Consider the following 3,090-nt stretch of genomic DNA (forward strand, 5'->3'; position numbering starts at 1 on the left):
GAGGTTCCTCCAAAATTTTGGAGGAACCTCTTTTCTTTTTCTCAGAAAGTATTATTCAGCATAGTTAAAACACTCCTATTACTCATTGGAAACAGCATTAACTTCCATAAAAGGATAATCAATATACCCTTTTTCATTGCCTCCATAGAAAGTATTTGGATCGGCTTCATTAAGTGGGGCACCCAATTTAAAGCGTTCTACTAAATCAGGGTTTGCTATGTATTTAGTTCCAAAGGCAATAAAATCACTTTTTCCACTAATTAAGCTTTCCCTTGCACTATCAGCAGTATATCCCCCATTTGCGATATACGGTCCTTGAAAAGATTTGCGAAGCCTATTAAAGTCAAAATCCGGCTTAGGCCCTTCACCAAAAGCTTCAACCACATGAAGGTAGGCTAATCCGAATAAATTTAAACGGTCAACCAAATAACCAAAAGTCTTTTCAGGATCTGAATCCGTTATACTATTAAATGTACCAGTAGGAGAAATCCGAATTCCAACCTTATCTGGGCCCCAAACCGAAGTGACTGCTTCAATTACCTCCAATAATAAGCGACTACGGTTTTCTATTGAACCTCCATAAGCATCAGTACGCTTATTTGTACTTTCCCTAAGAAATTGATCTAGCAAATAGCCATTTGCGGCATGCACCTCTACCCCATCAAAACCTGCTTCTTTTGCATTTCTAGCCGCTTGCTCATATTGCTGGATTATTCCTGGAATTTCTTCCGTTTCCAAAGCTCGTGGTGTTTCAAACGGAACAAGCCCTTGATAGGTAAAAGCTTCTCCCTCAGCTTTAATTGCGGAAGGGGCGACAGGAAGGGCTCCTTCTGGCTGAAGGGAAGAATGAGAAATACGTCCCACATGCCACATTTGTAGGAAAATCTTTGAGCCCTTTTCATGAACAGCCTTCGTTACTTTTTTCCAACCTTCGATTTGTTCATTACTATGAATACCCGGCGTAAAAGCATACCCCATTCCTTGAGGGGAAATTTGAGTAGCCTCCGATATAATCAATGCGGCTGAAGAACGCTGGGCATAATATTTAGCATTCATCTCCGTAGGAATATTCCCTGGCTGTTTGGATCTACTTCGGGTTAAAGGAGCCATGATAACCCTATGTGGTAAAGAATATGCTCCTAACTCGCCTTTAGTAAATAAAACATCTTTTTCTGCTGTGCGATCCATAATATTTTTTTTAAACATTCAACTTAATAATTCTAATACTCAAATAATATTTGAACAATCATTCCAATATCAATAAAAACGATATATTGGAATGATTGTTACAAAATAATTTAAAATTCTAAATGAAATAAAAAAATGAGCCGACATTGTTTAATAAAACGGACTCTACTTAAGGAAATGACTATTTTTGGAGCTTAAGCTCCTCCCAAAGGAACAGTAATTTTTGAACTTGAATAGAAAGGTAGAAAACCTTTTTCCTCCTAATTAAATTTTTACCAAAAAAACTTTAAAATAAAAACCAGGGATAAAAGTGTAGGATTAAACCGTAAGAAAAGGAAAAAAGTACTAATCTATACATTTTGGCAAAAGGTACTTTGGATTAAAAAAAAATATTTCTCTTAACTTAAGCCTGAAGGGCCATAAGCACCTGATCAGCAATTGCTTTTAATTCGCTAGGGTTTTGTGAAGTAATTCCACTGATAATTAATCCATTAGATGCACTGTATAAATAGGCCGCCATTAGTTTGGGGTCTTTTTCCTTAGGAATTTGATTTTCTGCCTGCCCCTTCTTAATCAAACTTTCATAAATGACCAACAATTGTTTTTCATTTTTTCTGACTAAATTCCGTACTTCATTGTCAGAGTTGGCCAATTCCAGAATGGAATTTTGCAAAAAACAACCTTTACGTTCCTGATCCAGTTCACACTCCTTTACATGCCCATATATAATGGCTTTTAAGGTATTTAAAGCATTCTCTTGACTAGAGGCAATAAAATTTTCGAGTTCCTTCAAATGCTTGTCTCCATAACTCCTTAAAGCTGAAATGAAAAGAGCATGTTTATCACCATAAGTACAGTACATACTTGCACGATTAATTCCCATTTCATCCACAAGTTCTTGCATAGAAGTACCCTCATAACCTTGCCGCCAAAATACTTGCAAGGCTTTTTCTAAAGTTTCTTCAGGATTAAATGCCTTTGTTCTTGCCATTATATCATCACACTATTACCCAGCAAAAATAAAATATTAGAATGATTATTCAATTATTCTTAAACCTACAAACGAAATTTAGGCCGCAGAAGATGAAAAATTTTATAATTATCTTCTACCTGTTCATCTTTCAACACAAAATGGATTGAAAAAACTTCAAAACCTTACCTACTACAAAAAACATGGACTAATACCACATTTATCTCAAGCAACATTGCTATTTCTTGGGAAAGATAATGATCCCCATACCCTAAATACTATGGAAGCCTTACAAGTGAATGAGGCTAAAATAAAAAATCCATCAAAATGTCTGAAGAAAATCCTGAGGTTAGAATTTTAATCGGCCTTTAGAGCCTTTTTAGAAAAAAAAGAAGAATATCAAAATCCAAAAAGATACAGCCACCAATGTGCTGTCTTTTCAAAATTGTCTGAACCTAGAAATAAAGGCATCTAAAAAGAAAACGAGAGTTAACAAGATAATTTACAACAAACAAAAAAACTATCAAAAAAAGGTATAATTAAAATACTCATATGTAAACTAAAAAGGGATCCCAACTTTAAAATGGGATCCCTTTATTAAGTTAGGATTTGTTTAAGATTTTATTTTTGCTAGAAAGACTTGTTGAACACCTGATTTTTTTCACTTTCGGGTGTCCAACTCTTCATTTCTCCCCTTTAAATTTGACCTACGATGGTAAAAGGAGAACTTCCTGTTTTTTCTAAAAAAATATACTCTTTACAATAAGAACAGGAGTTTTCCCTTCGGTAACTTAAAATCTGTAACCAAGTAAGAAATAGAATCTGTTTACAACTAGATTAAAATCTTGAACAGCTGGCATTCCATTCCCTGATTCAAATCTAGCTTCAAAAGAATATCTCTTAAATTTTGCACCTACACCCAAAACATAACT

At 34.7% G+C, this 3,090-nt stretch carries 2 protein-coding genes; both read right to left on the minus strand.

What is annotated here, in order from left to right; all coding sequences use genetic code 11:
- Positions 1–78: 78 nt before the first annotated feature.
- Positions 79–1,188, minus strand: a complete 1,110-nt coding sequence (locus tag E1171_RS03870; protein ID WP_155204275.1) for an alkene reductase — start codon at positions 1,186–1,188, stop codon at positions 79–81.
- Positions 1,189–1,591: 403 nt separating this feature from the next.
- Positions 1,592–2,179, minus strand: coding sequence for a TetR/AcrR family transcriptional regulator (locus E1171_RS03875; RefSeq protein WP_155204276.1), 588 nt, complete (start codon positions 2,177–2,179; stop codon positions 1,592–1,594).
- Between the last annotated feature and the right edge of the window lie 911 nt (positions 2,180–3,090).

Origin of the sequence: Xanthovirga aplysinae, assembly GCF_009711365.1 — a bacterium.
Lineage (GTDB): Bacteria > Bacteroidota > Bacteroidia > Cytophagales > Cyclobacteriaceae > Xanthovirga > Xanthovirga aplysinae.